This is a genomic window from Enterobacter sp. NFIX59 (assembly GCF_900113755.1).
Classification (GTDB): Bacteria; Pseudomonadota; Gammaproteobacteria; order Enterobacterales; family Enterobacteriaceae; genus Enterobacter; species Enterobacter pseudoroggenkampii.
Genome location: NZ_FOQN01000008.1, coordinates 1 through 23,734, shown reverse-complemented (window position 1 = coordinate 23,734; position 23,734 = coordinate 1). Strand labels below are relative to the sequence as shown.

Annotated in this window: 24 protein-coding genes; 6 read left to right on the top strand and 18 right to left on the bottom strand. The window is 57.4% G+C overall.

Going from position 1 to position 23,734, the window contains the following annotated elements:
* The first annotated feature begins 4 nt into the window (after positions 1-4).
* The 3 genes from BM007_RS20475 (at position 5) to yjdP (ending at position 3,428) form a co-directional block, all read left to right on the top strand.
* Positions 5-2,281 carry an ATP-binding protein gene (locus tag BM007_RS20475; protein ID WP_090420726.1) on the top strand — a complete coding sequence of 759 codons (2,277 nt, stop codon included), beginning with the start codon at positions 5-7 and terminating at the stop codon, positions 2,279-2,281.
* Positions 2,282-2,402: 121 nt separating this feature from the next.
* Complete coding sequence (locus BM007_RS20470; protein ID WP_032650635.1) at positions 2,403-3,029, top strand: GNAT family N-acetyltransferase; 627 nt, start codon at positions 2,403-2,405, stop codon at positions 3,027-3,029.
* A gap of 75 nt (positions 3,030-3,104) precedes the next feature.
* Positions 3,105-3,428 (top strand): DDRRRQL repeat protein YjdP, encoded by a 324-nt coding sequence (yjdP, locus tag BM007_RS20465; protein ID WP_090420723.1) that lies wholly within the window; start codon positions 3,105-3,107, stop codon positions 3,426-3,428.
* Between the two features lie 52 nt (positions 3,429-3,480).
* On the opposite strand, the gene phnP is transcribed toward yjdP, so the two are convergent.
* The 16 genes from phnP to BM007_RS20385 form a co-directional block, all read right to left on the bottom strand.
* The gene (phnP, locus tag BM007_RS20460) at positions 3,481-4,239 is read right to left on the bottom strand and encodes a phosphonate metabolism protein PhnP (protein ID WP_090420720.1); all 759 of its coding nucleotides are present in this window, start codon (positions 4,237-4,239) and stop codon (positions 3,481-3,483) included.
* A 9-nt stretch (positions 4,240-4,248) separates the two neighbouring features.
* The gene (gene phnO / locus BM007_RS20455; RefSeq protein WP_024906746.1) at positions 4,249-4,683 is read right to left on the bottom strand and encodes an aminoalkylphosphonate N-acetyltransferase; all 435 of its coding nucleotides are present in this window, start codon (positions 4,681-4,683) and stop codon (positions 4,249-4,251) included.
* On the bottom strand, positions 4,676-5,227 hold the full coding sequence (gene phnN, locus BM007_RS20450) for a ribose 1,5-bisphosphokinase (protein WP_090420717.1): 552 nt from the start codon (positions 5,225-5,227) through the stop codon (positions 4,676-4,678). The genes phnO and phnN overlap by 8 nt, the downstream gene beginning before the upstream one ends.
* Positions 5,224-6,360 (bottom strand): alpha-D-ribose 1-methylphosphonate 5-triphosphate diphosphatase, encoded by a 1,137-nt coding sequence (gene phnM, locus BM007_RS20445; RefSeq protein ID WP_090420714.1) that lies wholly within the window; start codon positions 6,358-6,360, stop codon positions 5,224-5,226. Before phnM ends, phnN begins: the two co-directional genes overlap by 4 nt.
* Positions 6,357-7,037 carry a phosphonate C-P lyase system protein PhnL gene (phnL, locus tag BM007_RS20440; RefSeq protein ID WP_090420711.1) on the bottom strand — a complete coding sequence of 227 codons (681 nt, stop codon included), beginning with the start codon at positions 7,035-7,037 and terminating at the stop codon, positions 6,357-6,359. The genes phnM and phnL overlap by 4 nt, the downstream gene beginning before the upstream one ends.
* A 9-nt stretch (positions 7,038-7,046) precedes the next feature.
* A complete protein-coding gene (phnK, locus tag BM007_RS20435) occupies positions 7,047-7,802 on the bottom strand; it encodes a phosphonate C-P lyase system protein PhnK (protein WP_090420708.1) in 756 nt (251 codons plus the stop codon).
* Positions 7,799-8,644: an alpha-D-ribose 1-methylphosphonate 5-phosphate C-P-lyase PhnJ gene (locus tag BM007_RS20430; protein ID WP_048990321.1), complete on the bottom strand. Its 846-nt coding sequence runs from the start codon at positions 8,642-8,644 to the stop codon at positions 7,799-7,801. The genes phnK and BM007_RS20430 overlap by 4 nt, the downstream gene beginning before the upstream one ends.
* Positions 8,637-9,701, bottom strand: coding sequence for a carbon-phosphorus lyase complex subunit (locus BM007_RS20425; protein WP_090420705.1), 1,065 nt, complete (start codon positions 9,699-9,701; stop codon positions 8,637-8,639). The genes BM007_RS20430 and BM007_RS20425 overlap by 8 nt, the downstream gene beginning before the upstream one ends.
* The gene (gene phnH, locus BM007_RS20420; RefSeq protein WP_048990324.1) at positions 9,701-10,285 is read right to left on the bottom strand and encodes a phosphonate C-P lyase system protein PhnH; all 585 of its coding nucleotides are present in this window, start codon (positions 10,283-10,285) and stop codon (positions 9,701-9,703) included. Before phnH ends, BM007_RS20425 begins: the two co-directional genes overlap by 1 nt.
* The gene (gene phnG / locus BM007_RS20415; protein ID WP_024906754.1) at positions 10,282-10,734 is read right to left on the bottom strand and encodes a phosphonate C-P lyase system protein PhnG; all 453 of its coding nucleotides are present in this window, start codon (positions 10,732-10,734) and stop codon (positions 10,282-10,284) included. The genes phnH and phnG overlap by 4 nt, the downstream gene beginning before the upstream one ends.
* On the bottom strand, positions 10,735-11,460 hold the full coding sequence (phnF, locus tag BM007_RS20410; RefSeq protein ID WP_020882813.1) for a phosphonate metabolism transcriptional regulator PhnF: 726 nt from the start codon (positions 11,458-11,460) through the stop codon (positions 10,735-10,737).
* Positions 11,461-11,480: 20 nt separating this feature from the next.
* Positions 11,481-12,260, bottom strand: coding sequence for a phosphonate ABC transporter, permease protein PhnE (gene phnE, locus BM007_RS20405; protein WP_023334213.1), 780 nt, complete (start codon positions 12,258-12,260; stop codon positions 11,481-11,483).
* Positions 12,261-12,376: 116 nt separating this feature from the next.
* Positions 12,377-13,393 carry a phosphonate ABC transporter substrate-binding protein gene (phnD, locus tag BM007_RS20400; protein ID WP_024906756.1) on the bottom strand — a complete coding sequence of 339 codons (1,017 nt, stop codon included), beginning with the start codon at positions 13,391-13,393 and terminating at the stop codon, positions 12,377-12,379.
* Between the two features lie 24 nt (positions 13,394-13,417).
* Positions 13,418-14,206, bottom strand: a complete 789-nt coding sequence (gene phnC, locus BM007_RS20395; RefSeq protein WP_048990326.1) for a phosphonate ABC transporter ATP-binding protein — start codon at positions 14,204-14,206, stop codon at positions 13,418-13,420.
* A 135-nt stretch (positions 14,207-14,341) separates the two neighbouring features.
* A complete protein-coding gene (gene yjdN, locus BM007_RS20390) occupies positions 14,342-14,779 on the bottom strand; it encodes a VOC family metalloprotein YjdN (RefSeq protein WP_024906758.1) in 438 nt (145 codons plus the stop codon).
* Between the two features lie 80 nt (positions 14,780-14,859).
* Complete coding sequence (locus tag BM007_RS20385; RefSeq protein ID WP_023310096.1) at positions 14,860-15,195, bottom strand: zinc ribbon domain-containing protein YjdM; 336 nt, start codon at positions 15,193-15,195, stop codon at positions 14,860-14,862.
* A gap of 596 nt (positions 15,196-15,791) precedes the next feature.
* On the opposite strand from BM007_RS20385, the gene crfC reads away from it, so the two are divergent.
* On the top strand, positions 15,792-18,146 hold the full coding sequence (crfC, locus tag BM007_RS20380; RefSeq protein ID WP_090420702.1) for a clamp-binding protein CrfC: 2,355 nt from the start codon (positions 15,792-15,794) through the stop codon (positions 18,144-18,146).
* A complete protein-coding gene (locus tag BM007_RS20375) occupies positions 18,143-19,018 on the top strand; it encodes a diguanylate cyclase regulator RdcB family protein (protein ID WP_024906760.1) in 876 nt (291 codons plus the stop codon). The genes crfC and BM007_RS20375 overlap by 4 nt, the downstream gene beginning before the upstream one ends.
* 62 nt (positions 19,019-19,080) lie before the next feature.
* Here the strand turns inward: BM007_RS20375 and kdgT are convergent, their stop codons facing one another.
* Positions 19,081-20,073 carry a 2-keto-3-deoxygluconate transporter gene (kdgT, locus tag BM007_RS20370; protein WP_024906761.1) on the bottom strand — a complete coding sequence of 331 codons (993 nt, stop codon included), beginning with the start codon at positions 20,071-20,073 and terminating at the stop codon, positions 19,081-19,083.
* Positions 20,074-20,722: 649 nt separating this feature from the next.
* Here kdgT and proP point away from each other — a divergent pair.
* Complete coding sequence (proP, locus tag BM007_RS20365) at positions 20,723-22,225, top strand: glycine betaine/L-proline transporter ProP (RefSeq protein ID WP_024906762.1); 1,503 nt, start codon at positions 20,723-20,725, stop codon at positions 22,223-22,225.
* Between the two features lie 33 nt (positions 22,226-22,258).
* On the opposite strand, the gene BM007_RS20360 is transcribed toward proP, so the two are convergent.
* Entirely contained in the window at positions 22,259-23,212 is a 954-nt protein-coding gene (locus BM007_RS20360) for a nickel/cobalt transporter (protein ID WP_090420699.1), read from the bottom strand.
* Positions 23,213-23,734: the final 522 nt, after the last annotated feature.

Below are 23,734 nucleotides of genomic sequence, written 5' to 3'. Positions count from 1 at the left end.
CAACATGTCTTCACGCCCCCCGTTTTTCGCCAGCGCCCGCGGTCGCCTGCTGATATTTAATCTGCTGGTGGTCGCCGTGACGCTGATGGTGAGCGGCGTGGCGGTGCTTGGCTTTCGTCACGCGAGCCAGATCCAGGAGCAGGTGCAGCAGCAAACGCTGGACGACATGACCGGCAGCATGAACCTGGCCCGTGATACCGCCAACGTGGCGACGGCGGCGGTGCGGCTCTCCCAGGTCGTCGGGGCGCTGGAGTACAAAGGCGAAGCCGAGCGCCTGAAGCAGACGCAAATGGCGCTGCGCCGCTCGCTGGAACAGCTTGCCGATGCGCCGCTGGCGCAGCAGGAGCCGGCGCTGGTGGCGCGCATTATTCAGCGAAGCAATGAGCTCCAGCAGAGCGTGACGGAGATGCTTGAGCGCGGGCAGCGACGCCATCTGGAGCGTAACGCGCTGCTTAGCTCGCTATATCAAAGCCAGAGCTACCTGCGTCATCTGCAGGACATCAACCGCCGTTACGACAGCAACGTACCGGATGCGCAGCAGCTGATGGAGATGGATCGGCTGATCGCTGCTGCCATCGACACCCCTTCGCCGCGCGCGACCGTTCATCAACTGGACGCAGTGGCCGCAACGCTGCCCCGAAATGCCGTACAGCCTGTCGTGAAGGAGGTTTTGCCTGATTTTAATGCCGAGCTAGGCAAGCTCGCCCCGCTGTCGAAGCAACTGGAGGAGAGCGATCTGGCGATAAGCTGGTATATGTTCCACATCAAGGCGCTGGTGGCGATCCTCAACAGCGACATCAATCAGTACGTCGGGCAGGTGGCGCAGGCCTCCCGGCTTCGTACTGACCAGAGTCATCACGAGCTGCAATCCATCAGCGTGTTTATCAGCATCTTCGCCATCCTGGCGCTGATCATCACCGGGTGCGCCTGCTGGTATATCTACCGCAATCTGGCCTCTAACCTGACGGCCATTTCCCGGGCGATGTCGCGCCTTGCTCACGGCGAACAGGATGTTTCCGTTCCCGCCCTCCAGCGGCGCGATGAACTGGGTGAACTGGCGCGCGCGTTTAACGTTTTTGCCCGCAATACCGCCTCTCTTGAGCACACCACGCGTCTGCTGAAAGAAAAAACCACGCAGATGGAGATCGACCGCGTCGAGCGTCAGGGGCTGGAAGAGGCACTGCTACATAGCCAGAAGATGAAGGCGGTCGGACAGCTGACCGGCGGGCTGGCGCATGATTTTAATAACCTGCTGGCGGTGATCATCGGCAGCCTTGAGCTCACCGACCCCGAATCAAAAGATGCGCCGCGCATTACCCGGGCGCTGAAGGCGGCCGAGCGTGGCGCCTTACTGACCCAGCGCCTGCTGGCGTTTTCCCGCAAGCAATCCCTGACGCCACATGCGGTAGAGATGCTGCCGCTGCTGGAGAATCTTCGGGAACTGATGCGCCACTCCTTGCCCGCCCCCCTGACCCTGGAGATTGAAGCGCAATCACCGGCCTGGCCCGCGTGGATAGACGTCAGCCAGCTTGAAAACGCCATCATCAACCTGGTGATGAACGCCCGCGATGCGATGGAAGGGCAAAGCGGGGTGATTAAAATTCGCACCTGGAATCAGCGCGTCACCCGCAGCGACGGTCGCAGGCAGGATATGGTGGCGCTGGAGGTCATTGACCGCGGCAGCGGCATGTCGCAGGAGGTGAAATCCCGGGTCTTTGAACCGTTCTTCACCACCAAGCAGACCGGAAGCGGGAGCGGGTTAGGCCTGTCGATGGTCTATGGCTTTGTGCGCCAGTCCGGTGGGCGCGTGGAGATTGAAAGCGCTCCGGGGCAGGGGACGACTGTCCGGCTTCATCTCCCGCGATCTGTGCTGCCCGCCGCTGCAGATGATGAAGCGCTGTCAGCCACCGCCTCCGTTGATAGCGAGCGCCTGGTTCTGGTGCTGGAAGATGAGGCGGATGTCCGTCAGACCCTGTGCGAGCAGCTGCATCAGCTTGGCTACCTGACGCTTGAAGCGGACAACGGCGAGCAGGCGCTGAACATGCTGGCGGCGTCACCGGATATTGGCATGTTTATCAGCGACCTGATGTTGCCCGGCAGCCTCAGCGGAGCCGAGGTGATAAACCATGTGCGTAGTCATTATCCGCAGCTTCCGGTACTGCTGATCAGCGGCCAGGATTTACGACCCACGCATAACCCTCAGCTGCCGGACGTTCCGTTACTGCGTAAGCCGTTTACGCGGGTGCAGCTGGCGCAGGCGCTGCGGAAGGTCTGTTTATAAGAAGTGATATTTAGGAATTCATCAAGAGCGTGAGTAAACCGGGTGATGCTAACCTGCGCAAAATTTGGCAGATTGGGATATAAAGGGAACTATGCCGGTACTTACAAAAGGGGACTCACAAATGATTGTGATGCCTACAACTTACAGCCCAAAAACCGTAGCAAGGTCATTCAAGCTCGTTGATGAGTTTGAGCTTTCCGGGCGAGTGCTACATGTTATTTTTGATAGCCAGACGCCAAGAGCTGCGATTATTGAAGCGGATATCGAAACCTTCGATGGGGTGCCCCGGCATCGGGTTGTTGCTGCCCTGGATTTACAACGTAAAACGCATTTAGGTGAAGATATCATTGCTGTCGAGCGCTGTTGGGAAGATGCCAGCGTTATTCAGGTAGAAGGTATCTGCGTTGATCCCGCCGAGCGTGACAAGGGACTGGCAACTCGTCTGTATGAAGCCCTGGTATTACAGTGTGGCGTGACGCTTGTCAGCGACTTTGAACAATATGAGGGTGGGAAGATGCTCTGGCAGAAAATTGCCCGCGAGTCTGACCAAATCGCCGTATTTGTTCTCGATACCGAGCAGGGAGCATTTTGGCCGTATGATGGTAGCAAGGTTATCTATGACGGAGGGTGTATCCCCGAAGATCGTATCTGGAGCCATTCGCCGGATCAAAAATGCTATGGCATCGTCCTGGTCGCAGAAAATAAACAGCGTGCGAATCAGTTGATGGAAGACCCTGGGCACAACTGAATTTGAGATTCCTCCGCTACCCCCGTTCCCAGCCGTTCATTATCGTAAGGTCAGTTCACCTGCGAGTCTGGCCTTATGAAACGTTACCCAACTGCTCTGTTATTCGGTCTGCTGTCACTCACCAGCCAACTGGCTCATGCCGATATTGTTGATGATGCTATTGGCAACATTCAGCAGGCGATCAACGATGCCTATAATCCCAGCAGCAGTCGCAGCAGCAGCGATGACGATCGTTATGACCGCAGCCGTCAAATCGACAGCAGACAGTACGACGATCGTCGTCGACAGCTTGAGGACAGACGACGCCGTTTAGACGAGCGTCAGCGTCAGCTGGATGACGATCGCCGTCGGTTAGAAGAGGATGAGCGCAGGTTAGAGGACGATTACGATCGAGGCTAAGTGCGGCCTGTTGCCCTCACCCCAACCCTCTCCCACGGGAGAGGGAGAAAACCTAATCCAGCATCAGCACCATCCCGTCATACCCCGCTTCAATGCCGTCGGGCAGCGGATTATCCATCATCCACACGTCAAACTGATGGCTGATGTGGGTCAGGATCACCTGCGGGCAGCCAATCACCTCGTTTAGCGCCATCACGGTATTTAAGTCGCAATGGTTTCGCGGCGTCTCGTCGCGCGGTGCATGGCTGCAGTCGATAATCATCGCCTGCGGCTGATTGTTGAGCAGGAACTTCACTGTTTTTTCCGGCAGCCCGGCGGTGTCGGAAAGCCAGGCCACGCGGCTGTGGGCCGACTCCAGCAAATACCCGAAGGTCAGTTTTGAATGGTTGAGCGGCAGCGGCGTGACCCGCATCCCCTGAAGTTCAAACATCACAAACGGTTCGACCGTGTGGCTGAAATCCAGAATCCCCGGGTGTTTAAACAGGTCGTCGCATCCTGCTTCGTCCGGCGGACCGTAAACCGGAATCGTCGCGCCAACGCCCCAGCGCAGGGGGAACAGCCCCTGAACGTGATCCATATGGTAATGGGTGAGCAAAAACTGCTGAAAGCTGCCTGCGGGCCAGTCGTCCATCAGGTGCGGAATGCCCGCGTCCAGCAGCGTCACCGCATCGTTGAATTTGACCACCGCGCTACAGGGGCGACGGCGATAGGTCTCCTGCAGGCGCGCCCGGCGACACGCCGCGCAGTCGCAGCCAAAGACCGGCACCAGCTGGGCGCCGCCCGTTCCCGTCAACGTGATTGTCAGACTCATAACGCACCTCTACAGCGGTTTGGTGAATCGGAAATGGCTCTGCGTGTATCCTTCACGAACGTAAAAACGGTGCGCGTCAGTGCGCTTCACGCTGGTGGAAAGTTCGGTCAGCTCCGCGCCGGCCTGCCGTGCCACCTCTTCCGCCCAGGCCAGCAGCTGGCTGCCCACCTTTAACCCACGCGCCTGCGGCATCACCACCAGCTCCTGGATTTCGCCGATCCAGCGCGCGTGATGGAGGTGAAACTGCATATGCAGGCCGATCATGCCGACAACATGTCCGCCCAGCTCGGCAAGCTGGTAGCGCATATTGTGATCCTGAAGGTTGGCAAGAAATCCGGCGTGGAACGCCTGATGGTCGAACTCTGCCTGTTTAAGTTCGCAGATCAGGGCATAGACAATCTGCGCATCGTCGGCAGTAGCGGGGCGAAGCTGGCAGTCAGGCATGCTGTTTCTCCTTCTGACGGATAAGCGATAAAAAGGTATCGACTGACTGTAGCAAACTTCCGTCGTTATTGAGGATGTGGCAGTCGGACGGGGCATAGCGGGCCGCACGCTCTAGCCGCTGATCGATCTCACGGGCTGATTCACGCCCCCGGCTCTGCAACCGGCTGCGCAGAACGTCCGGCGAAACCTGCAGACAGACCGGTAGCAGGGCTGCTCCATAGCGGGCGCGCGCCTGCGGAAGATGCGCCCGCGAGCCGTTAACCAGCACATCGAACCCCGCATGCAGCCACAGATCGGTCTCAATGCCGATCCCGTAGTAATAGCCGTTGGCATGCCAGCTCAGCGCCAGCAGGTTTTGCCCGGCACGGATGAAAAACTCCTGCTCGCTCAGGGCGATATGGTTTTCACTCCCTGCATTGGCCGCGCGGGTAATATAGCGGTGCGCCACCAGCAGCTGCGGATGTTCCCGCTGCCGTAAGGCGGACAGCAGGCTGTCCTTACCGGAGCCTGAAGGCCCCATTAGCCAGATTAATCTCCCCATCAGAACACCCTTTTTCCCTGACGCCAGACGTGGTCGATATGAACGTGCTCGCCCTTACGGTGGGCGAGTACCAGGTCCGCACGTTTCCCTTCGGCAATTTCTCCGCGATCGTGAAGGTTAAGCGCCGAGGCTGGGTTTTTCGTCACCAGGCGAATCGCCTGCGGCAGCGTAAAGCGGTTGCCCTCGTCGTCGGCCACTAGGAACGCCGCATCCAGCAGGCTGGCGGGGTAGTAGTCGGACGAGAGGATATCCAGCAGGCCGAGGGAAGCGAGCTTGCTTGCCGCAACGTTGCCGGAGTGCGAGCCGCCGCGCACGATATTTGGCGCGCCCATCAGCACGTTCATGCCGTGCTTTCGGGAGGCTTCAGCCGCTTCAAACGTGGTGGGAAATTCGGCGATCACGCTGCCAAGCTGGTGGGATTCAAGCACGTGATCGTGCGTGGCGTCGTCATGGCTGGCCAGCGCGATATTGCGGTCACGACACATCGCGGCAATTTTGAGGCGGTTAGGCTGCGACCATTGTGCCGCCAGCGCCAGCTGCTCTTCTTCGTAACGGACCATCTCCGCATCGCTGAGCGAGTATTTGCCCTGATAGTATTCGCGATACTTTTCAATGTTGGCGAACTGACGCTGTCCCGGCGAGTGATCCATCAGAGAGACCAGCGAGACCGGCTCGCGCCCGACCAGCTTTTCAAACAACGGCAGGGTGGTGTGGTGCGGCAGCTCGCAGCGCAGGTGCAGACGGTGCTCGGCGCGGTTGAGGCCGCGTTTTTGCGTCTCCTCCACGGCGTTGATCATCTTCTCCAGGTTCTCCAGGCGATCGCCGCCGTCGCGCACGTCGCCAATGGCCACCGCGTCCAGTACGGTAGTGATGCCGCTGGCGACCATCAGCGCGTCGTGGCTGCTCATCGCTGAATGCGCGGGCCAGTCCACCTTTGGGCGCGGGGTGAAGAATTTGTCCAGATTGTCGGTATGCAGTTCAATCAGCCCCGGCAGCAGCCAGCCGCCGTCGCCGTCCATCGCTTCAGGGGTACGGCTTTGGGTTTCGGCAAAGGCGCGAATAACGCCTTCATGGACTTCAACCGAGCCATCAACGACTTCATTTTCCAGCACCATCTTGACGTTATTGATAATCATGCGGGAGTCCCCATTGGGTGCAGTCTGTCTGCGACGCGGGTGCGAACGGTCTCGTCGTGGAAGATCCCGACGATCGCCGCCCCGCGCGCTTTGGCCTGTTCGATCAGCGCCACTACGGCCGCGCTGTTTTTATCGTCGAGCGAGGCGGTGGGCTCATCAAGCAGCAGTATCGGGTAGTCGACGATAAAGCCGCGGGCGATATTGACGCGCTGCTGCTCGCCGCCGGAAAAGGTCGACGGGGCAAGGTGCCACAGGCGCTCGGGCACGTTGAGGCGCGTCAGCAGGCTGGCGGCTTTGGCGGCGCAAGTTTCGCGCGGCACGCCGAGATCCAGCAGGGGCTGCATCACCACGTCCAGGGCGGAGATCCGCGGGATCACCCGCAGAAACTGGCTGACCCAGCCGATCGTCGTGCGGCGCACGTCCAGCACCTTACGCGCCGGAGCCTGTACCAGGTCGACCCACTCATCGTTGTGGCGAATGCGAATGTGGCCTTCGTCCGGCAGGTAGTTGGCGTACAGGGAGCGCAGCAGGGTGGATTTTCCGCTGCCGGAGTGGCCGTGCAGCACTACGCATTCGCCCTTGTTTACCTCTAACGAGGCGTTTTGCAGCACCGGCAGGCGCACGCCGTTTTGCTGGTGGAGCACAAAGGTTTTACTTACGTTTTGTACGCGGATCATGTTGGCCTCTTAATTCTGCAATACGGACGACACCAGCAGCTGGGTGTACGGATGGTGCGGATCGTCGAGCACGCGGTCGGTTAACCCACTTTCCACCACCTGACCCTGCTTCATCACCAGCAGACGGTCCGCCAGCAGGCGCGCGACGCCCAGATCGTGGGTGACAATCACCACCGCAAGGTTCAGTTCCACCACCAGGCCGCGCAGCAGGTCGAGCAGGCGCGCCTGCACCGAGACGTCCAGCCCGCCGGTGGGTTCATCCATAAACACCAGCTTCGGGTGCGTGACCAGGTTGCGGGCGATCTGCAGGCGCTGCTGCATACCGCCGGAGAAGGTGGTGGGCAGGTCGTCGATGCGCGAGGCGGGGATTTCAACTTCTTCCAGCCAGTGCTGCGCCGTAGCGCGGATATTGCCGTAATGGCGCGCGCCGGTGGCCATCAGGCGTTCGCCGATGTTGCCGCCCGCCGAGACCTGACGGCGCAGGCCGTCCATCGGGTGCTGATGCACCACGCCCCACTCGGTGCGCAGCAGGCGGCGGCGCTCGGCCTCGCTCATGCCGTAGAGGGAGTGTCCCTGATAGAGTATCTCGCCCTGTTGCGGCGCGAGGCGCGCGGAGATGGACTTCAGCAGGGTGGTTTTGCCGGAGCCGGACTCGCCGACGATCCCCAGCACTTCGCCCGGCCACAGCTCGAACGACACGTCGCTAAAGCCTTTGCCCGGCGCGTAAAGGTGGGTCAGGTTGTTAACCGAAAGCAGCGGTTTCATTGGCCGTTCGCCTCGCTCTGTTGGCGGCAGAAATCGGTGTCGGAGCAGACAAACATCCGTTTGCCTGTGTCATCCAGCACCACTTCATCCAGATAGCTGTGTTTGGATCCGCAGATGGCGCACGGCTCGTCCCACTCCTGCACCGTAAACGGGTGATCGTCGAAATCCAGGCTTTCGACACGCGTGTACGGCGGGACGGCGTAGATGCGTTTTTCACGCCCGGCGCCGAACAGCTGCAGGGCGGGCATCATGTCCATCTTCGGGTTATCGAATTTCGGGATCGGCGACGGGTCCATGACGTAGCGCCCATTCACCTTCACCGGGTAGGCGTAGGTGGTGGCGATATGGCCGAAGCGGGCGATATCCTCATACAGCTTCACCTGCATGACCCCGTACTCTTCCAGGGCGTGCATGGTGCGGGTCTCCGTTTCGCGCGGCTCGATAAAGCGCAGCGGCTCCGGAATTGGCACCTGGAAAATCAAAATCTGATCTTCAGCGAGCGGGGTTTCCGGAATGCGGTGGCGTGTCTGGATCAGCGTCGCGTCTTCGGTTTTTTCCGTGGTCGCGACGCCCGTTACCCGCTGAAAGAAGCTGCGGATCGACACGGCGTTGGTGGTGTCGTCCGCGCCCTGGTCGATGACCTTCAGCACGTCCGCCTCGCCGATCACGCTGGCGGTGATCTGAATACCGCCCGTGCCCCAGCCGTAGGGCATCGGCATTTCGCGGCCGCCGAACGGCACCTGATAGCCCGGAATGGCCACCGCTTTTAAGATGGCGCGGCGGATCATGCGTTTGGTTTGTTCATCCAGATAGGCAAAGTTGTAGCCGCTTAAGTTAGCCATGTTTGCGCTCCCGTTGCAGGCGTTTCAGCAGTTCCAGTTCGGCCTGGAAATCGACGTAGTGCGGCAGCTTGAGGTGCGAGACAAAGCCCGCGGCCTCAACGTTATCCGCGTGGGCCAGCACAAACTCTTCGTCCTGCGCCGGGCCTGCAACGTGCTCGCCGTAGTCCGGTGCCTGCAGCGCACGGTCAACCAGCGCCATCGCCATGGCCTTTCGTTCACCGAGGCCAAACACCAGCCCGTAGCCGCGGGTAAAGTGCGGGTCTTCATTTTCGGGCGCGACAAATCCGTTAACCATTTCGCATTCGGTCATCAGCAGTTCGCCGACGTTTACCGCAAAACCCAGCTCTTCCGGCACGATTTCGACGTCGATATAGCCGCTGCGGATCTCGGCCGCAAACGGGTGGTTGCGCCCGTAGCCGCGCTGGGTGGAGTAGGCCAGCGCCAGCAGATAGCCTTCGTCGCCGCGCATCAGCTGCTGCAGGCGGGACGAGCGCGAGCACGGGTAAACCGGCGGCGTGCGGGTGATGTCATCCGGCTGCGCGTCTGAATCCTCTTCCGCCTTCGCCAGACCCTGTTTCGCCAGCAGGCTGAAAACGTGAGGAGACGGTTCCTGTTCGGCGTCAGAGGTGCTGAGCGACGGGGTTTCGCCGTTCGCCAGCAGGGTAAAATCCAGCAGGCGATGGGTGTAGTCACAGGTAGGGCCAAGCAGCTGGCCGCCGGGGATGTCTTTATAAACGGCAGAAATGCGGCGCTCCAGGCGCATCTCCGCCGTGTTGATGGGTTCGCTGACCGCCAGCTTCGCCAGCGTGGTGCGGTAGGCGCGCAGCAGGAAGATGGCTTCCACGTTATCGCCGCTGGCCTGCTTCAGGGCCAGCGCCGCCAGCTCGCGGTCGGCGATACCGCCCTCGGTCATCACGCGGTCGACGGCGAGATTAAGCTGCTGTTCAATCTGGGCGACGCTCAGCTCGGGCAGCCGTTCATCGCCCCGTCGTCTGTGCGCCTGCAGCGCATGGGCGGCGGCGATGGCCTTCTCGCCCCCTTTGACGGCAACGTACATCAGCACACCTCCACGTGGGTGGTCCGCGGGATCGCCAGCAGGCGCTCGCCGCAGGTCAGGATCAGGTCAATGCCCAGCGGGAACGGGTGCGGGCGCTCGGTCAGCTCGTGAATGATGCACTCCGGCAGCTGCGGCGCGACCATGCGCTCGTCGGCGATGCCTGCACCCGTGAGGCGCAGCATGCGGCCGCCGCTCAGGCTGGAGACCTGCAGGATCAGCGTGGCGCTGGTCTCCGGGGCGACGGCGCTGCCTTCGCTCAGGTCGTTGAGTTGCTCGTGGCTGATGTGCTCGTCGGCCACGGCAAAGACCGCCTGCCGGGGCTGATCGACCAGCGGTGCGCCGGTGTGAAAGCGCAGGTTCTGGCTGGCGATGTCGTTCGACAGCGCGCCCGAAAGCCATACCGGGGTGTCGTTATCGGCAAGCGTCAGCAGCACGCTGGTGGTGGCCAGATTCAGCGGCAGCCAGCCCTGGGAGAGCTGGTGCAGCGAGACGATCACGCCCGGCTCGCTCATCGCTTTCAGCAGGCGACGAAAACTGTGTTGGGCATCCTGGACGGCCAGGGTAAAAGCAGGTTGAAGCGTCATGCGTTGTCTCCGCGAACGAGCGTAAAGAAGTCGACCCGGCTGGTGTTCACTTCGGCCTGACGTGCGGCAATGCGCGCGGCGCGGTCGGCTTCCAGCGGGGCAATAAGGGTTTCCATCAGCGTCTGGAAATAGGGTTGTTCCTGTAAAAGCGCGTCGATCACCGCGCAGCGCTCGGCGTGCGCTTTGTCGCGCCCGAGCACGTAGCTGTAGCCCAGCGTGCCGCTGTTCAGACGGATCGCCGCGCGGGTGAGGGTGGCGTCTCCGGCGAAGAAGCGCTCGCCGGTGCCGCCCATGCGCGCCTGGATCTGAACGAGGCCGATCTCCGGGGCGCGGAGGGTGTCGTAATCAGGTGCCAGACTAAGGGCGCTCATGCGGGCAGAGAGCGCGGCAGGCTGGCTGTGGGCCAGCACGCGCATCCAGCGCTGTCGGGTGGCGGTGTCGAAGTGCATTCAGTGCTCCATGGTGAATTCGATCATGTCGGCGCGGGTCAGGCTGACGGAGTATTCCGTCGCGTCGATCTCGCCGTCACGGTGGTTGAGGGTGCGTACGCAGAGCAGCGGGGCCATATTGGGAATTTCGAGCACCTTGCTCTCTTTCGCCTGCGCGCGACGGGCGCTGATGCGCGTCTGGGTGCGCTTGAGTGCAATGCCTGTCGCATCCTGAAGAAAATCATGCAGCGACCCGCTGGAGAAATTCTGCAGCACGGGCCAGAGGGCGAGGTCCGCGAAGTAATGGTCTATCTGGCACACCGCCACGCCGTTAACGCGACGCAGGGTGCGCAGGTGGATGACGTTATCGCCCTCCTGAATCCCCAGCGCGTCCGCCACGTGGCTGGAGGCCGGACGCAATACCGAGAGCAGCTTTTCGCTGGTCGGGTGGCTGCCCTGATCCAGCAGGTTCTGGCTGAAGCGCGCCTGGGCGTTTAGCGGGTAGTCGAACGGGCGCATCAGCACCAGCACGCCCACGCCCTGACGGCGCTGGACCCAGCCGCGCTCGACCAGCTGGTCAATGGCGCGGCGCAGGGTGTGTCGGTTCACCTCATAGCGGTCGGCAAGCTGCTGCTCGGCGGGGAGATAGTCCCCGCAGCGGTAGTGCGTGCGCAGCTCCACTTCGAGCTTTGCCGCAATCTCTTGCCAGCGGGTGGGGTAACTGGTCGGATGTCTGGATAAGTGCATAGAAAACAAAGCCTCGCTTCTCAGATGAAGTGCTTACGCAAACGTTGAGAGAGGAAATCCAGCAGGCTGACGGTGACGATGATGAGTACCATCAGGGCGCAGGTTTGCTGGAACTGGAAACCGCGAATCGCTTCCCACAGGGTGACGCCAATCCCGCCTGCGCCGACCATGCCGACGACGGTGGCGGAGCGGACGTTGGACTCAAAGCGGTACAGGGAGTAGGAGATCAGCAGGGGCATCACCTGCGGCAGGACGCCGTAGAGGATCTCTTCGATTTTGTTGGCGCCGGTCGCGCGAATGCCTTCCACCGGACCGGGCTCAATGGCTTCGACCGCCTCGGAGAGCAGCTTGGAAAGCACGCCGGTGGTGTGGATGAACAGTGCCATCACGCCGGCGAACGGACCCAGGCCTACGGCGACCACGAACAGCATCGCAAAGACCATTTCGTTGATGGCGCGGCAGGCGTCCATCAGGCGACGCATCGGCTGATACACCCACCACGGCACGATGTTTTCGGCGCTCATCAGGCCAAACGGAATAGAGAGAACGACGGCAAGGGCGGTGCCCCAGACGGCGATTTGCAGGGTGACCGCCATTTCGCTGAGATAGTCCTGCCACTGGCTGAAGTCCGGCGGGAAGAAGTCGGCGGCGAAGGTCGCCATGTTGCCCGCGTCTTTGAAGAGCAGCAGCGGATCCATTTCCGCGCCCTTCCAGGAGATAACCAGCACCGCCAGCAGGATGGCCCAGCTAATGAGCGAGAACCAGCTGCGCTTTGGCGGTGGGAGGGTGATGGTTTGCATGTTGGCTCCTTTGGTTTAGTCCCCTCTCCCTTGAGGGAGAGGGTTAGGGTGAGGGGGAAATGTGCGCGCTGATGCCCTCACCCCGGCCCTCTCCCACAGGGAGAGGGAGAAAGGCACTACTGCACCGCTTTATTCACGCTGGTCATCGCGCCGAGCGCGGCGGTCAGGCGGTCGAGGTCTTCAAGCTGGGCCTGAATCGCGGCCACTTTGCTGGTCTTCTCCTCGTCCTTCAGCCCTTTGTTGTCTTTCACGCCCTGCATCTCTTTAAACAGCGCCAGCTGGCGAATCGGGACCAGCTGCAGGTCGCTTGACGGGCGGAACGGTGCCCAGCCCAGACGTTCGAGGACCGCTTTCTCTTCCGGCGTTTTGCCATAGGTCATAAAGAAGTCGTACACCTTGTCCTTGGTGCTTTCGGACAGGTTTTTACGCCACACAATCGGGTCGCCGGGGATCAGCGGCGATTTCCAGATAACCTTGATCTCTTTCAGCTTGTCCGGTGCGGAGGTCTTCAGCTTGTCGAGGTTCTCGGTGTTGTTGGTGGCAACATCCACCTGCTTGTTGGCCACGGCCAGAGCGTTGGTTTCATGGCTGGCGTTCACCGTGCGTTTGAAGTCGCTGGCGGAGGCGTTGTTTTTGGCGAAGACGTAGTATCCAGGGACAAGGTAGCCCGAGGTGGAGTTCGGATCGCCGTTGCCGAAGGTCAGCTCTTTGCGTTTGGCGAGCATGTCGTTGAGGTTGTTGATCGGGCTGTCTTTGTTGACGATCAGCACGCTCCAGTACCCCGGGGAGCCATCTGCCGCGACGGTCTGGGCAAAGACCTGGCCGTTCGCGCGGTCCACCGCTTCCATGGCGGAGAGGTTGCCGTACCAGGCGATGTCCACTTTGTTAAAGCGCATCCCCTGGATGATGCCCGCGTAGTCCGGGGCGAAGAAGGCGTTCACTTTGATCCCCAGCTTGGTTTCCATATCTTTCAGGAACGGTTCCCACTGAGGCTTCAGGTTCTGCTGTGATTCCGTCGAAATAATGCCGAAGTTCAGCGCTTTTTCCTGCTCTTGTGCATACGCCGGGCTTAGGAGGGTGCTGAGGCTGAACATGCTGGTAAAGGCCAGCGCGGCAACGGCTTTGTAGCTCATGTACTTTCCTCGGATCGGGTTTAATTAAGCAGCCTGCGCGTTCTCTTCGACGCGGTTAATGCTGCGGTAGAGATGGTCAAAACGTTCGTTATCAAACTGATGGCTCGCGCCATCAAAGAACACGTGTCCCTGACGCAGGGCGACAATGCGTTCGCAGTAGCGCAGGGCGTAATCCACCTGATGCAGCGTGACCACCACGGTAATGCCGTCGTTCTGGTTAATGTCGCGCAGGGTCTCCATCACGATGCGGGCGGACTCCGGGTCCAGCGAGGCAATGGGTTCGTCAGCAAGAATGATTTGCGCTTTCTGCATCAGGGCGCGGGCAATGGCGACGCGCTGCTGCTGTCCACCGGACAGTGTGGAAACGCGCTGGTGGGCGAAATGCGCCATGCCGACGCGGGTCAGCGCCTGTAAGGCTTCCTGCTTTTGGGAAGGGGAGAACCAGCGCAGGCAGGTGCGCCAGAACGGGGTGCTGCCAAGCGCGCCAATCAGCACGTTCTCCAGCACCGTCAGGCGGTTTACCAGGTTGAACTGCTGGAAGATGTAGCCCGTCTGGGCGCGGCTCTTGCGGATATCGCTGGCGAGACGCCCCGCGCGCTGCACGGTATTGCCCAGCAGCTCGACGTGGCTTTCCGGCGTTTTATCGCAGATGATAAGGCCGCTTAAATGACGCAGAAGGGTGGATTTACCTGAACCAGATGGCCCGAGAAGCGCCACCATGTCGCCCTGCTGGACGGTCAGATCAACGGCATGCAGAGCCTTATTGTGATTGAAGGTCTTGCTCAGTTTCTCGACGCGGATGACAGTTTGCATGTGCTGGGCCTCACGATAAATGTGGCCTCATGCTGGCGCATCAATGTGACATTTGGGTTAAGTCTGGGTTGCGGGAGTTTGAAGAGTTGAGCGGAGTTTGATGACAGGCGGAGGCAGAACGCCCCCGCCCGAAAATTAGTGCTGCTGTTTAACGACGTTAATCATCCACGGCACGCCGTATTTATCGGTGACTTTACCGAAACCGTGTGCCCAGAAGGTTTCCTGCCAGGCCATTTCGATATTCCCGCCCGCGGCGAGGTTGTCGAACCAGCGCTTGCCTTCATTGACGTCCTGGGTATCGAGTACCAGCGTGAAACCCGCGTACTGTGCGTTGCTGCCTGGCGGCATCCCGTCGCTCATCATGATATCGCTGCCTGCAATGCGGACGTTGGAGTGAGCGATAGCGGAATCCGGAAATTTCATACCGGACGGACAGCCTTCCTCGCTGTTATCGCTTTTTGGCATTTCGCCGAAGGTGATTTTATAGAGAGGCTCTGCGCCGACGGCTTGCTGGTAGAAGGCGGTGGCCTCTGCGCAGTTGCCGGCGAAAGAGATGTAGGGACTTAACGGCATAATCTTTACCTCACGTAAGAAAAGCCCATTAAGTGTAGTTCCCGAAAGCCCGGTAAGCGAAGCGCCACCGGGCGGGTAAATCAGTTCTTTTTCACGAACTCTGATTTCAGTTTCATCGGACCGAAGCCGTCAATTTTGCAGTCGATATTATGATCGCCTTCCACCAGACGGATATTCTTCACTTTGGTGCCAATCTTCAGCATGGAAGAACTGCCTTTTACTTTCAGGTCCTTAATCACGGTTACGCTGTCGCCGTCCGCCAGCAGATTGCCGTTCGCATCTTTTACGACAAGTGCATCAGCATCGTGTGATGGTTCGGCATCATTCCATTCGTGAGCGCATTCCGGGCAGATGAACATGCCATTATCTTCATAGGTGTATTCAGAATTGCATTTCGGGCAGTGTGGGAGTGACATATCGGTATCCTCAAAAAGTGTAAACGCGCTGGAAGTGCCAGCTAAATGACGGCAGTGTGCCGAAAAAGGCGGCAAGTATAGCGCAAATCCACACGGTTGTCGGTGATATTGTGAATTAAAAAAGATGCAAAAAGCGTATCGGGAGTGACACTTCCTGTCAGTCAGATAAGCGATGCTTACGTCATTAGCACGGTGGGAAAAAATTGATGCTAAATATATCGAATATTTTATTGCAGCAAATTGCTACGCCCCTCCATTTCGGATAAGGTGAAGCAACACATCGTTATTTATCTCCTGACCTCGCTGCCATACATATCTTTTGGCAGGGGCGTATTACCTCTCTTTTTAGATGGGTAAATAATGATGATATATCCTGAAGTTTCTTAAAATTGGGCTACGCTTTTTTCTTTTGGCTGTCAGGCCAGGAGGAGAGCTTTACACGCCATGCAAGGATAGCGAATTATTTCTGATTATCATCAATTAGTTATATTTCGGCGAACATGTTTTCCACACGTGATCATATAAGCCTGAACAACATAATTAATACCAGTGGCTTAATAAAAGTAATAAATTTGCGTTAAGGAAAGTCTTTTATCATGCACACACAGACCATTTTTGAATTAAGCCAGGAAGCCGAGCGTTTGTTACAGCTCGCCCTGCAAAATCTTGATACGTTGAAATCAATGCCGGCTGCGATGCTGGAGAGCACAGCGGCTGCCATTACGGGTGAAAAGAACAACGTTTTACCTTTGCATTTTAGCGCGCGCGGCGTCGATGCACAGCAGGCGATGCTGAATAATGAATTACGGAAAATAACCCGGCTGGAAATGGTCCTGGCTATTGTAGGCACCATGAAAGCGGGGAAATCGACCACCATTAATGCGATTGTAGGGACCGAAGTGTTGCCGAACCGCAATCGTCCGATGACGGCGCTTCCCACCCTGATTCGGCACACGCCGGGTCAGAAGGACCCGGTGCTGCATTTTTCACATGCCTCGCCGATTGATGAATTGATTCAACTGCTCCAGAAAAAGCTATGCGATTACGATCGGGGGAAGCTGGCCCAGCATCTTGAAATTGATAAAGACATGAATACGCTGCTGGAGCGCATTGAAAAAGGAGAAGCCTTTGAGAAGCATCACCTTGGCGCGCAGCCAATATTTCATTGTCTGAAAAGCCTCAACGACCTGGTGAGACTTTCCCAGGCGTTAGGTGTGGCGTTTCCGTTCTCTGAATATGCGGCTATCGAACATATTCCGGTCATTGAAGTGGAGTTCGTGCATCTTGCGGGTCTGGATGCTCATCTCGGACAGCTGACGCTGCTCGATACGCCCGGGCCGAATGAGGCCGGACAGCCACATCTGCAAAAAATGCTCAACGAGCAATTGTCCCGTGCGTCGGCGGTGCTGGCCGTGATGGATTATACCCAGCTTAAATCCATCTCTGATGAAGAAGTTCGCCAGGCCATTTCCGCTGCGGGAAAATCAGTGCCGTTGTATGCGCTGGTCAATAAATTCGATCAGAAAGATCGCAATAGCGACGATGAAGAGCAGGTCCGGGCGATGATCTCCGGTACCTTAATGAAGGGCAATATTTCGCCAGGCCAGATCTACCCCGTTTCATCCATGTGGGCATATCTGGCGAACCGCGCGCGCTACGAGATGAGTACCCACGGACAGCTGCCGGATCATCAGGAGCAGCCCTGGGTGCAGGATTTTGCCGAGGCTGCGCTTGGACGTCGCTGGCGCACGGCGGACCTGGACGATATCGATCATATTCGTCATTCTGCCGATTTGCTCTGGGAAGATTCGCTGTTTGAACAACCCATACGCAAATTGATTTACGCCGCCTATGCCAATGCCTCGCTATACGCGCTGCGTTCGGCTTCGCATAAGCTTCTTAATTACGCACAAAATGCCCGGGAGTACCTCGACTTCCGCTATCAGGGTCTGACGGTTGCCTTTGAGGCGCTGGAATTGAATATTGCACGTCTGGAAGAGGACACGGCGCTTCTTCAGACGCGCCAGTGCGTCGTGAGCGATGAGGTGAAACATGAAGTTGAGGAGGCGCTGAACGCCACTGCGGACTTTATGGGGGCCCAAAAAATCGCGCTTAACCAGGCGATTGGCGAGGTGTTCAGCGCTCGGCATATTCTTAATTTGGCAGGCATCGCTCGGCAGAACCCTCACGGTGGCGAGCCGCACGAGCTGAAGCAGCTGGTTCTGGACGATGAAGGGCAGGCGCAGATCGCGCTGAATAAAATCCGCTCCTCCTGCGAGCTGGTGATGCTGGATGCGCAGACGAAGATTTGCCGGGAACTGGCGTTACGCTTCGACCAGCTTGAGTCTACGCTGGCGCGCTCCCTGAACGAAGCCATGCGCCCTATCGAAGCACGTATTAAAGAGCATCTGAGCCATGCGGGCTTTCGGGCGCGAATCAGTTTCCCGGCGTTTCAGGCGAGCCAGCTTAACTTCAATACGCGGGCGCTGTTTAACGATGCGATTGCGCAGGATGACAGTCAGGCAGACCCGCCATCAGGCGGGAGCAGCATGCGGGAAACGGTTTCTCGCTGGCTCAATAATCCGGGCTGGGGCTGGGATGAGTATGTGGAAACGCGCACGCGCTATGTTATCGACATTGCGCAGCTACATGACAAATTTAAGCAACATATTGAGCAGTTTTGTGAACAAATACGTAAAGCTTTGTCGGCGCAGGTCGATGTCTCTGTTACGGCAGGAATGGCAACGTTCTTTGCAGAATTTTCGTTGTGCCTGACCGGGTTACAGGAAAGCTTGCGTGATAGCCTCGCAGTGCGTCAACAGAATGAGCATTCAACCCGAGCGCTCTGCCAGTTGTTGAAGCAAAGTATCACTACTGCGACGTGGATACAGGAAGATACCCGACTGTTACGCGATGATATTCAAACTCTATTCGCGGCAGAGCAACCATGACAACACCACTACTGGACGGCCCCGGGCGAACGCTGGAGTGTATTAATCCAAAATTTATGGTCGATCTGGTGCAGGGGGGAGACGCGGCGCGTCATCCTCACCTGGGACCACAGCAGCTTCAGTTTCGTGAGCGTTTGACGCAGGAAATCATGACGCATACCCGGCTACGCCCCTGGGCGATGGCAGGGATGCTCAATGAAAATGCGGGGCTGCGCCTGGGGCTGGCGGAAAAACTGGCCGGCATGCTTGATCCGGGTCATCTCGCGCTGACGCTGATGGCAGAGAAGCTGATTGCTTTGCGCCAGCAGACTCACCCGCGGGCCCCGCAATCCCCTGGGCTGATGCAGCAATACGGCGAACTCGCTTCTCATTTTACCCAACGCGCAGCCTATAAAGAGAAGGCGTTGACCCAGCGCGGGCTCACGGTGCAGGCGGGCGAGCACAGTGAGCAGATTTTTACCCGCTGGCGGGCCGGGCACTATGATGGCTGGTCACTGGCCGGGCGCTGTTTTATTGTCCTGGAAGAGCTGCGCTGGGGGGCATTTGGTGATGCATGCCGCCTCGCGAATGAAGATGTGGCGGCAATGCTTAAGGATAACCTGCGCAGCATGGCGGCTAACTATCTGGCGCAGGGCATTAATGCGTCACCCACGACTCGCCATTTCTATCACCAGTGGCTGACAACGCCGGCCTCTCCGGGTTTAATCGATCATAAAGACATGCTGGGGTGGCTGGGGGACTGGTGTCAGGCGGATCAACATCCGGTGAGCTGGTCAGTCACGCAAAACTGGCAGACCGTCGCGCTGGGTATGCCAAGGCTCTGTTCGGCAAAACGACTGGTTGACGGGATGGTGGAAGAGATTTTTGGGTGATCCCTTCCCCCTCACCCTAACCCTCTCCCCGCAGGGGAGAGGGGATGGTTTGGTGCGGTGTGTTAATGATTCATTTCTATTGGTTTCGGTTCAGGCTGGGCCTCTTGCATATTCCCGTAGCGTTTCGCGTACAGCGCCGTGATGATCGGCACCAGAATCGCGGTGACAATGACGCTGGCGGCAACCAGCGCTGTCGCTGAAGCGGCCACCGGTTCGAAGGCCGGGTTAATCTGGGCAATAATCACCGGGTTTGCGACGGCAGCCCCTGCGGCTGAAGAGGCGGCGACGCCGGCCGTGCCGTTTCCTCCTCCGATCACGCGGTCGGCAATGATCAGCGGAATACCGGTAATGACGATCACGGCGACCCCCAACACAATACCCAGCAGGCCGGTATCGAGGATAACCTTCAGATTTATGGTGTTCCCCAGTGCGAAGCCGAAGAACGGGATCAGCACCGGCGTGGCTTTGCTGAAGAAATCACGCAGATCGTGATCGAGATTGCCAAGGGCAAAGCCGATCAGGAAGGGCAGGATCGCGCCGACAAAGTGGTGGGGTTCAAAAGAGGCCAGGCCAGCAGACCCCAGGATCAGCATCGTCATCAGCGGACCAGATTCCAGAGACATCAACACAAATGCGCCGGACTCTTCTTTCGTCCCATACTGGTTCATCAGGCTGGCGTACAATCCGCCGTTAGTCATATCCATCGCCGAGACAATCGCCAGGACCGATAATCCCGCGAAGAACCCGGTCTGAATTCCAGTCTCCGGGATGAACATCGCGCATATCATTGCTACCGCCCAGGCTACGGCTATTTTGGTTATCACCAGCGTGCCGGATTTCCGTATTACAGTACCTGTTGCCCGCAAATTAATGGATGCGCCGATACAAAAAAACCAGACGGCAAGAATCGGAACCGTGCCCGTTATCATGCCTTTTGTGAAACCGCCAAAATAAGCCCCGGTATCAGGGGCAAGGGTATTCAGGATGGCGCCCAGTACCAGCGGAACCAGCATCATACCGCCGGGTATGCGTTCTATCGTGGCTTTAATCTTCATGGACAAACCTCACATCGGATCCCGCAGGATGGGTGACAGGTGTTAAAAATTAGTCAATAAATTCAATTAATTGCTCTTGTCGTTTGCGGTGTTTCTTCGATAATCCTGCACGCATAATTAAATGTGTGCTCTCGATTAACCTCATTCTGTAAAACATAAAACGCTGAATTCTGATTTATCATGCGATCATTGGAATATTGATTCAATGAAAATAAAACATCGTTTTAGTTATCTTTGTCACATATTCAATGTAAAACCTGAGTCCGGTTCCTGTTGATGGAAATTTATGTAAATTTGATGTGAATTAACGTGGTTTGTTTTTCTGTTACGAAAGAAATAATGACGTGCGTGAGGATGCTCTTTAGGTAGGTTAAGGAAGTGCTTATTGGCACTCCTTGACAAAAATTTGACTGGGTTGACCGGACGCGAAAATATGTGTGAAGTTGATCACAAATATAAACACTGGTAGGGTAAAAAGGTCATTAACTGCCCAGGCAGGCGTCAACAGGTTCGGTTGTATCGGCGTAAAACGTCAATGTAAGTAAACCTGCTACGCTTGAATAAGGCGATTCGCATGGAGCGGATCCCATGGTTCACAGAACGCAAACTGGACTGTGAAACAGACAGGGCCGAGTCAACGAGGATAGCTATGCTAAGAAGGAAAAAGATTAAACCCATCACGCTTCGCGACGTCACCATTATTGATGACGCAAAGCTGCGTAAAGCCATTACCGCAGCCTCGCTCGGTAATGCGATGGAATGGTTCGATTTTGGTGTCTACGGCTTTGTGGCCTATGCGTTAGGTAAAGTGTTTTTCCCCGGGGCCGATCCCAGCCTTCAGATGATTGCCGCACTGGGTACGTTCTCCGTTCCCTTCCTGATTCGCCCGCTGGGTGGACTGTTCTTCGGTATGCTCGGCGATAAATATGGCCGTCAGAAAATCCTTGCCATCACCATCGTCATTATGTCGATCAGTACATTCTGTATCGGCCTTATCCCGTCTTACGCCACCATCGGCATTTGGGCACCGATTCTGCTGCTGATTTGTAAGATGGCTCAGGGCTTCTCCGTGGGGGGTGAATACACCGGCGCCTCGATCTTTGTTGCCGAGTACTCTCCGGACCGTAAGCGCGGGTTTATGGGAAGCTGGCTGGACTTCGGCTCGATTGCCGGGTTTGTTCTGGGCGCGGGCGTGGTGGTGCTGATTTCAACCGTAGTGGGGGAAGCGAACTTCCTCGACTGGGGCTGGCGTATCCCGTTCTTCCTGGCATTGCCGCTGGGGATCATTGGTCTCTACCTGCGTCATGCGCTTGAAGAAACGCCCGCGTTCCAGCAGCACGTCGATAAGCTGGAACAGGGTGACCGCGAAGGGCTGCAGGATGGTCCGAAGGTGTCGTTCAAAGAGATTGCCACTAAGCACTGGCGCAGCCTGCTGACCTGTATTGGTCTGGTGATTTCGACCAACGTGACCTACTACATGCTGCTGACCTACATGCCGAGCTATCTGTCGCATAACCTGCACTACTCGGAAGATCACGGTGTCTTGATTATTATCGCCATCATGGTCGGTATGCTGTTTGTGCAGCCGATTATGGGCCTGTTGAGTGACCGTTTTGGCCGTCGACCGTTCATTATTCTGGGAAGCGTTGCGCTGTTTGCGCTGGCAATCCCGGCATTTATTCTGATTAACAGCGATGTGCTGGGGCTAATTTTTGCCGGTCTGCTGATGCTGGCGGTGATCCTTAACTGCTTTATCGGGGTGATGGCCTCAACGCTGCCCGCGATGTTCCCGACCCACATTCGCTACAGCGCGCTGGCCGCGGCCTTTAACATCTCGGTGCTGATTGCCGGTCTGACCCCAACGCTTGCCGCCTCGCTGGTGGAGAGCACGCAGAACCTGATGATGCCGGCTTATTACCTGATGGTGATCGCGGTGATTGGTTTGATTACCGGTATTACCATGAAGGAGACGGCGAATCGTCCTCTGAAAGGCGCCACGCCTGCGGCATCGGATATTCAGGAAGCGAAAGAGATCCTGCGGGAGCACTACGATAACGTAGAGCAGAAGATTGAGGATATTGACGCAGAGATTGAAGAGCTGCAGAAAAAACGCTCCCGACTGGTGGACCAGCATCCACGCATCAACGAGTAATAAAAAAACCCGCCAACGGCGGGTTTTCTTTTATTAGCATCCGGCGGCGATGTAGTCGCCATTGGCACTGATGGGGATCACCGTCAGGAACAGCACCGTCGCGAACAGGATCAGGACTATCCCTCCGGCTATTTTGACTGCCGGTACGAGCCATCTTAATGAGGTGCTTTCTCCGAACCAGCTCACCGTGCGCTCGCGGGCGTAGCGTACTGCCAGTGAAAGCCCCACGATAGAAAGCGCGGTTCCCAAAGACATGGTCATGACTGCGGCCACCCCCCAGGTGACAATGCCCAGCGCGTTCGAAAACATCAGAATCATGATCGCCCCGCTGCACGGGCGTGCGCCAATTGCCAGAATGACACCCAGGCGTGTTTTCCAGTCGCTTTGTGTCAGGTTTGCCCCCACGCCATGATGACCGCAGCCACAGTGCTCATCGTGCTGATGAAGCGGTTTGATGGCTGAGATCGTTAACCTGTGTGGACGCAGGCTCTTCAGCGCCTGGTAAATAACAAACGCGCCAAATGTGCCAATAAGCACTGCACTTATCTTTTCCACGTACCAGCGGCTGGTACTGATATCCCCTGAGGCGAGGTTAAACCCTATAGCCAGAATAAAGACAAAAAGAATGGCGCTGACGCCCTGCATCAGGCTACCCAGGAAGGGGACGACCCGGGCGGCCAGCTCGCTTTCCTTATTGGTGGTCAGATAGGTCGTCACAATGAATTTTCCATGCCCGGGTCCGATGGCGTGAAGGACACCATAAAGGAAAGCTCCCGTTAACAGCCATAATCCGCCGCTGTACTGGTGGTTATTAAGCTGCAGCAGATACATCACCAGATAACGGTGCAGCGTAATTTGTGTGGCGAGACACCACTGGATAAAAGCGTTCCAGTGCGCATGCAGGGTAAAACCGGCAAAGAGGATTGCCAGCAGCATCACTCCTGCTGTAGGGAGACGCCAGTCACGGGCGAGGCGTTGTGTGGTCATGAGGATGGGCCTGCACAGAGGAGAGTATTTGCCGCTAGTATAGTTGATCTTCCCGCGCAATTCGTAGGATCGCATCGCGATCCGCTCATGATTGTGGATAACTTTGTGTATAAAAGGGTATAAGGCGGGGTTTTGCTGGGGAATGCAGCAGTCAGTCATTTTTTTGCAACTTTTCGGTTGCGGTCGTTCGGGAACTCCCTATAATGCGCCTCCATCGACACGGCAGATGTGAATCACTTCACAAACAACCCGGTCGGTTGAAGAGAAAAAATCCTGAAATAACGGGTTGACTCTGAAAGAGGAAAGCGTAATATACGCCACCTCGCAACGGTGAGCGAAAGCCGCGTTGCACTGCTCTTTAACAATTTATCAGACAATCTGTGTGGGCACTCAAAGTGACATGGATTCTTAATGTCTTCGGACAATAAATGAATACCAAGTCTCTGAGTGAACATACGTAATTCATTACGAAGTTTAATTCACGAGCATCAAACTTAAATTGAAGAGTTTGATCATGGCTCA